6 protein-coding genes are annotated in these 6,289 nt (G+C 74.9%); all 6 read right to left on the minus strand.

Annotation, left to right across the window (positions count from 1 at the left end):
• The gene (locus tag IEY96_RS21680) at window positions 1-924 is read right to left on the minus strand and encodes a phytanoyl-CoA dioxygenase family protein (RefSeq protein ID WP_189196647.1); all 924 of its coding nucleotides are present in this window, start codon (window positions 922-924) and stop codon (window positions 1-3) included.
• Window positions 921-2,027, minus strand: coding sequence for a 4-hydroxyphenylpyruvate dioxygenase (gene hppD / locus IEY96_RS21685; RefSeq protein WP_189196648.1), 1,107 nt, complete (start codon window positions 2,025-2,027; stop codon window positions 921-923). The genes IEY96_RS21680 and hppD overlap by 4 nt, the downstream gene beginning before the upstream one ends.
• 64 nt (window positions 2,028-2,091) lie before the next feature.
• Window positions 2,092-3,357, minus strand: coding sequence for a beta-ketoacyl-[acyl-carrier-protein] synthase family protein (locus IEY96_RS21690; protein WP_189196649.1), 1,266 nt, complete (start codon window positions 3,355-3,357; stop codon window positions 2,092-2,094).
• Entirely contained in the window at window positions 3,354-4,970 is a 1,617-nt protein-coding gene (locus IEY96_RS21695) for a class I adenylate-forming enzyme family protein (protein ID WP_189196650.1), read from the minus strand. The genes IEY96_RS21690 and IEY96_RS21695 overlap by 4 nt, the downstream gene beginning before the upstream one ends.
• On the minus strand, window positions 4,967-5,470 hold the full coding sequence (locus tag IEY96_RS21700; protein ID WP_229791771.1) for a beta-ketoacyl synthase chain length factor: 504 nt from the start codon (window positions 5,468-5,470) through the stop codon (window positions 4,967-4,969). Before IEY96_RS21700 ends, IEY96_RS21695 begins: the two co-directional genes overlap by 4 nt.
• The coding region (locus tag IEY96_RS21705) for a beta-ketoacyl-[acyl-carrier-protein] synthase family protein (protein WP_229791772.1) at window positions 5,467-6,289 on the minus strand (823 nt) is incomplete at its 5' end. The genes IEY96_RS21700 and IEY96_RS21705, both read right to left, overlap by 4 nt.

A 6,289-nucleotide genomic window follows, 5' to 3' on the forward strand; every position in this document is an offset into this window, starting at 1 on the left:
TCAGCCTCCCTGTTGGGCGCGGTGGCGCCAGATGACCGGGCAGAATTCGGGGTCCGCGTAGTCGGGCCGGCCGTCCGGGGTGCGGCGGACCAGCACGTCGTGGTTGTACGCGGCGAGCGTGCCGTCGGAGAGCGGATACTCCCGCCAGGCGTTGGCGCCGTCCTGCAGGTGCAGCGAGACGGCCTGGCGGGGCCGGTCGCTCACGTTCGGGCCGCTGCCGTGGTAGACGCGGCAGTGGTGGAAGCTCATGTGTCCCTTGGGGATCACCATGGGGACCTTGCGGATCTCCGCGTGGTTGTAGGCGGCGTTCTCGGCGAGCATCGCCTCGAGCTGGTCGCGGTCCCGGTCGGCGAAGTGCCGGACCACGGTGTCGTCGGCGCCGATCTCCCGCCACCGGTGCGAGCCGTCGACCACGGTGATGGTGCCCATCTCCTCGCCGCAGTCGTGGAACGGGATGAACGCGGTGAGCATGTTCTCCGAGGAGGAGGACGCCCAGTAGTGCTTGTCGAAGTGCCAGGGCACGATGTTGGACGGCTCGCCGGAGATCGGCGGCTTGTAGATGAGCGTGGACTGGAAGACGCGGATCTCGTCGGCCTGCGCGAGCCGGGCGGCGACCGCCCCGATCAGCGGCTTGCGCAGGATCCGGCCGAGGACGTCGTGCTCGTAGTGCACGTAGTCGTTGTGCCGCTGCACGTCACCCTTGGCGGGCTCCCAGTAGGCCAGCTTCGGCGGGCGGACGGGCAGCCGCCGGTCCCGTTCCCCGGCGTAGTAGCGGTCGGCCGCCGCGACGAGGGTGTCCACCTCGTCGTCGGTGAGCAGCTTCTTGGTCAGGTACCAGCCGTGCTCGGCGTAGTGCCGCACGTCCTCCTCGGACGGCAGCAGCGCCTCCTCCTCGGCGGTCAGTCCCGGATGTATGGTGGTCATACCCGAACTCCTCCTGCCGTCCCGGCCGCGACGGCGGGGGTCGCCCCCGCCGCGGCCAGTTCGCGTTCCTTGGCCTCGTAGAGCGCCTTGATGTTGCCGCTGCCGAAGGTGCGCGCCCCGCGCCGCTCGATGAGTTCGAGGAAGAGGGTGCGGCGCACGTGCATCGACTCCGTGAAGATCTGGAGCAGCTGGCCCTCGTGGTCGGAGTCGACCAGGATGCTCAGGTCGCGCAGCCGGTCCAGCGGCGCGTCCACCTTGCCGACCCGCTGTTCCAGGTCGTCGTAGTAGGCGCCCGGGGTGCCGGCGAAGCGCACGCCCCGGCCGGCGAGGGCGCCGACCGCGGTGACGATGTCGTCGGTGCGCAGCCCGAGGTGCTGCACCCCGGCGCCGGCGTGCCAGCGCAGGAAGTCCTCGATCTGCCCGGGCCGCCGGCCGGTGTCCGGCTCCAGCAGCACGAGGGTGACCCGCCCGGACGGGCTCTGCACCACCTTCGAGTTCATGGCCTGCCCGGCGACCTCGATGTGCTCCTCGAAGATCTGCGCGAAGCCGAAGACCTTCTCGTAGTGCCCGATCGTCTCGTCGAGCTGGCCGGGCGGCACGCAGACCGCCAGGTGGTCGATCTCGGCGAGCAGCGGGGCGTCGCCGCCACCGGGCACCGGCTCGATCGCCCCGGGCAGGAACTCCGTCCGGTCGCCGCGCCGCTCGACCAGGCGGTGCAGCACGTCGCCGAAGCCGCCCACCTCGGCGGTCACCACCTCGGCGTCCGCGCCCGTGAAGGTGCGCGGCGCGGTCACCCCGGTCGCACCCCGGGCCACCAGCTCCGCGTACGCCCCGGCGGCGTCGTCGACCTCCAGGGCCACCACGGCGATGCCGTCGCCGTGCCGGTGCACGTACGTCGACGCCGGGTGCTCGGCGGTCAGCCCGGTGGTGAGCACCATCCGGATGTCGGCCTGTTCGAGCAGCAGCGAGCGCTGCCCGGCCAGCCCGGTCTCCGGGCCGCCCTGGCCCCGCAGCCGGAAACCGACGGCGGTGTCGAAGTAGAAGGCAGCCTGCCGGGCGTCCCCCACGTACAGTTCGATGTGATCTATGCCATTGATGTCCATAGGTAGCCTTTCCCCCTGTTCCCCCGTGACTGCGACCCGGGTGTCCGCCCGGGATGGAGTCCGATCAGCTCGCCACGGCCGGCGCGGCGGCCCGCCGGGCGGATCCCGCCACCCGGCGCAGCAGCAGGCTGACGTTCTGGCCGCCGAACCCGAACGAGTTGGACAGCGCGTGGTCGGCCCGGGTCGCCCGGGGCGCGGCGCGGACGTGGTCCGCCTCGCAGTCCGGGTCCGGGTCGTCGAGGTGGTAGGTGGGCGGGAGCAGCCCGCGCCCGAGGGCGAGGGCGGTGGCCGCCGCCTCCAGCACGCCGGAGGCGCCGAGCAGGTGCCCGGTGAGGGCCTTGGTGGAGCTGACCGGCACCCCGCCGACGCCGAACACCTCGGCGAGGGCGGTGGTCTCGGCGATGTCGCCGAGCTTGGTGCCGGTGCCGTGCGCGTTGACGTAGCCGATCTCGGCCGGCGTCACTCCACCGCCGGCCAGCGCGCGGCGCATGCACGCCGCCGCACCGGCGCCGTCCGGCCGGGGCGCGGTCGGGTGGTAGGCGTCGGTGTTCACCCCGTAGCCGGCGACCTCGGCGTAGCCGGTGACCCCGCGGGCGGCGGCGTGCCCGGCGCGTTCCAGCACCAGCAGCGCCGCCCCCTCGGCGAGCACGAACCCGTTGCGCCGCTTGTCGAACGGGCGGCTGGCCTCGGTGGGCTCGTCCCAGCCCCGGGCCAGGGCCCGGGCGTTGCCGAAGGTGTCGGCGAAGGTCGGGAAGAGCGGCGCCTCGCTCGCCCCGCACACCACCACGTCCGCCTCGCCGGCCCGGATGAGGCGTACCCCGTCGGCCACCGCCTGGGCGCCGGAGGCGCAGGCCGTGCCCACCGCGGAGCTGTAGCCGCGGATGCCGTGCGCGATGGCGATCCGGGCCGACGGCATGTTCGGCAGGATCCCGGTGAGCAGGTACGGGCTGACCGCCGCCCGGCCCCGCGCGGCGCGCGCCAGGACCTGGCTCTCCAGGGTGGACATCCCGCCGACCCCGCCGACGATCACCCCGATCCGGTCCGGGTCGACGTCGCGCCCCACCTCGATGCCGGCGTCGGCGAGCGCCTCGGCGGCGGTGAGGAGGGCGAGCAGCACGATCCGGTCGAGCACCTTGGTCTCCGGGCCGGAGGCGACGCTGCGCGGGTCGATCTCCGGCAGCACGCCGGCCACCTCGAGGCTGTCCCGCGCCGGGTGCCCCTCGGGGGGCCGGCGCAGCCCGGACCGGCCGGTGGTGAGCGCCGTGAAGGTCTCCTCCACGCCCCGGCCGGCCGGGGTGAACAGCCCCATGCCGGTGATGACGGCGCTCATGACGGTGACTCGCTGAGATAGCGCTCGCGCAGCGCCACCTTGCGGACCTTGCCGGTCACGGTGACCGGGATGTCGTCGGCGCGGACCGGCACCACCCGGCGCAGCGTGGCGGCCAGGTCCGGCCCGAGCGCGGCGCGGATCCGCGCCGTACGGTCCTCGGCCGGGTCCGCCCCGGCGGCCAGTTCCAGCAGCACGTCGGTGACCACCGAGTCCCCGTCGGAGACGATCACCACGGTGCAGTCGGTGACGTCGGCGCAGGCCGCGAGGATCCGCTCCTCGGACAGCGCCGTGAAGAACCGCTTCCCGTCGCCCGTCGCCACCGAGTCCACCGCCCGGTCCAGGTGGTAGTAGCGGCCGTCGGCGTCGGCGTGGACCAGGTCGCCGGTGAGGTACCAGCCGCGCAGCCGGGACCGGTAGGTGGTGACCGAGTCGTTCCAGTACCCCCGGAACAGCGACGGCGAGTCGATGCCCAGCCAGCCGACCTGGCCCGGTGGCAGCTCGTTGCCGTCGAGGTCGAGGACGGCCACCTTCGTGAACCGGTACGGGCGGCCGACGCAGCGGCCGTACCGGTCGGTGTCGACGGTGTGGGTGATGTGGAACATCGAGTGCCCCATCTCGCTGGAGCCGAGCCCGTCGATGAAGACCGAGCCGGGCACCCGGGTCACCCCGTCGCGGGTCATCACGTCCCGCGAGCCCACCTTGACCAGCCGGCGCACGTGCGGCTCGTGCGAGCAGTCGCCGGTGTTGAACCACAGCCGCACCGAGTCCAGGTCGTACGCGGAGAGGTCGAACCGGGCCAGCTCGGCCCAGGTGACGGAGAACCCGAACACGCCGTCCGGCCGCCAGCGCTGGATCGCGTCGAGCACCCGCTCGCCGCCCTGCTCGGAGAGGAGGTACATCTCCGCCCGGTTGCCCAGCGCCTGGTTGACCATGAGCACGGTCGCCGTGTGCGGGGCGGGCAGCGCGTTGAGGATCCGGGTGGTGCCCTGCGCCTGCGGCATGGTGAGCAGGTGCCGGGTGGCGGCGAAGAGGCTGGCGTGCGAGTGCAGCACCGCCTTCGGCACCCCCGTGGTGCCCGAGGTGTGGGTGATGACGATCGGGTCCTCGTCGTGGTGCCGGTAGTGCGGCGGGGCCGCGGCCGGGTCGCCGCCGCCCGCCTCCGCGGGCTCGCCGAGCAGGGGCGCCCCCAGGTCGTGCCCCTCCAGGGCCGCGGCGTGCGCGGCGTCGGCGAGCACCCCGGCGGCACGCAGCCGGCGGATGTACTCGGCGGCGATCTCCGGGCGCAGCTTGCCGTTCATCAGCGCGGGGATCGCGCCGAGCCGGGTCAGCGCCAGGAACGACAGCACCATGTCGGCGGCGGCGCCGGCCCAGACGGCGACCGGGTCGCGCGGGCGCACCCCGCGCTCGTGCAGCCAGGCGGCCCGGGCGGTGACCATCTCGTCGAGCCGGCCCAGGGTCAGCGGGGTCTCGGCCGGGTGGCCGTCGACCGCGGTGTCGAAGGTGAGCCCCGGTCCCGCCGGGTCGGCGCCGTGGGCCAGCACCCGGGCGAGCACGTTCCCCGCGCCCACCTCGGTGTCGGCCGCCAGGGCGCCGCGCAGTCCCCTCGTCCTCATTGACGTGTTCCCTCCCCCAGCAGCACCGCGGTCGCCTCGCCCGGCGTACCGTCCGGTGCCTGTTCGATCAGGACCAGCAACGCCTGCGCGGCGTCGCCGTCGTACAGCAGCAGGTCCGCCTCGGCGGTTCCCTCGGCCCAGGGATCCCCCGTCGGGCTCAGGCACACCACCGGCCCGTCCAGTCCCCAGCGCGCCGCGACGTGCCCGGCCACGCTGTTCGGCACCGACTGGAAGAAGAACAGCGGACCGACCCGGCCACCGGCCGCGACCGTGGCCCGGACGTGCGCGGCGCTGGCCCGGTCACCGCTCGCGCTGACCAGCACCACCGCCGTCCGGTTGCCGGCCGGCAGTGGCCCCTCCCCGTACCGCCGGCGCAGGCACCGGTCGGCGACGGCCACGACCAGCGGCGCGAACCCCGAGTGGACGAACCCCGGCACCGCCGGCGGCGCCCCGTCCCCGGCCCGCGGCCAGCGCGCCTCGGCCAGCACGGCGGCTGTCACGGCGCACCGACCAGCAGGGCGGTGTTGGCCCCGCCGAAGGCCGCGTTGAGCGTCAGCGCGTGGGCGGTGGTGGCCGGGCGGGGGGCGTCGGTGATGACGTCCAGGGGGCAGCTCTCGTCGGGGCCGAGCCAGCCGGCGTTCACCGGCAGCTTGCCGTGCCCCAGCGTCAGCACGGTGACCACCAGTTCGAGCAGCCCGGACGCCTCCAGGGCGTGCCCGTGCACCGATTTGGTGGAGCTGACCGGGATCCGCCCGGCCGCCGCGCCGAACACCCGGCCCAGCGCCGCCGCCTCGGAGGCGTCGCTGTACGGGGTGCCGGTGGCGTTGGCGTTGACGTAGCCCACCGCCGCCGCCGGCAGCCCGGCCCGGCGCAGCGCCGCCTCGACCGCCCGGGCCAGGCCGTGCCCCTGCGGGTGCGGCTGGCACGGGTGGTACGCGTCGCCGGCCCGCCCCCAACCGGCCACGGTGGCCAGCGTCGGGGCGCCCCTCGCGGCGGCGGCGCGGGCGGACTCCAGCACCACCGCGACCACCGCGTCGCCGAGCAGCAGCCCCTGCCGGCCGGCGCTGAACGGGCGGACCGCCCCGTCGGCGGCGAGCGCCCGGCCGGCGTCGAAGAGGGCGTACTGGTCCGGCTCGACCAGGTAGCCGGCCGCGACCACGATCCGGTCCAGGTCGCCCCGGCCGATCAGGGTCGCGGCGTCGGCGACCGCGGTGCTCGCCGACACGCAGGCGGTGGTGTAGGTCCGGGTGCGCTCGCCCAGGCCACAGCGGCGGGCCAGGTGACCGGCGAGTGCCGGCACCTCCGGCCCGGCGTCCCCG

This window comes from Micromonospora fulviviridis (assembly GCF_014648395.1).
Lineage (GTDB): Bacteria > Actinomycetota > Actinomycetes > Mycobacteriales > Micromonosporaceae > Micromonospora > Micromonospora fulviviridis.